At 48.2% G+C, this 1,007-nt stretch carries 1 protein-coding gene; it reads right to left on the reverse strand.

Features of this window, described 5'->3' with window-relative positions; genetic code table 11:
- On the reverse strand, positions 1-1,007 hold a 1,007-nt coding region (proS, locus tag A3763_RS25740), incomplete at both ends, for a proline--tRNA ligase (protein ID WP_156495340.1).

The raw sequence follows: 1,007 nt of genomic DNA on the forward strand, positions 1-1,007 counted from the left end.
CAACAGGCTCAGACTTATGACCATTGAGTGGGATGAGCGCGATTTGGAAAGGCGCTATCGATTCAGGCCAGATAATGCCATTGTCATCGTTATTTTGTTCAATAGCTGCCGCTACAATACGCGATACACCGATGCCGTAACAGCCCATCTCCATAATGGTGGCTTTGCCATTTTCGTTTAATACCGAGGCATTCATTGCGGAACTGTATTTGTTGCCCAACTTAAAGATATGACCGACTTCGATACCGCGTTTGATTTCGAGTGTACCTTTGCCGTCAGGGCTGGTATCACCTTCAAGAACGTTACGCAGGTCAACGACTTCACCTAGTTCAAGATCTCTTTGCCAATTGACGTCTGTTAAATGAACGCCATCTTTATTCGCGCCACAAGTGAAGTCTGAACACAGTGCAGCGGTGCGATCGACAAATACAGTGATGTCTTTTAGTCCGACCGGGCCAATGGAACCTATATTCGCTCCCGTTGCGGCTTTCACCTGTTCTTCATTTGCGAACACTAAGGGAGAGGCGACGCCTTCAAGTTTTTCAGCTTTGATTTCGTTCAAACTGTGGTCGCCCCTTAATACCAGCGCTACCAAGGGTGCATTGCCGTCTTCATCTTCTTCGCCAAGAACCAGTAAGGTTTTGATAACCGAGCTAGCGGGAACAGATAAGAAAGAAGTGACCTCTTCAATGGTTTTCTGTTCAGGCGTAGCGACTTCTTCCATGGCTTTGCTTGGTGCTGCTAGCTCACCTTCAGGTGCGAGGGCTTCAGCCAGCTCAATATTGGCTGCATAGTTACTTTCTGTGCTGAAAGCGATATCGTCTTCACCTGAATCGGCCAGCACATGGAATTCATGTGAAGCATTGCCGCCGATGCTGCCTGAGTCAGCCTGCACAGCGCGGAAGTCTAGACCAAGACGCGTAAATATATTGGTGTAGGTGTCGTACATGAGTTCATAGGTCTCGTCCAGAGAATCCTGGACGAGACCTATGAACTCATGTACGACA

Source organism: Oleiphilus sp. HI0128 (assembly GCF_001635365.1).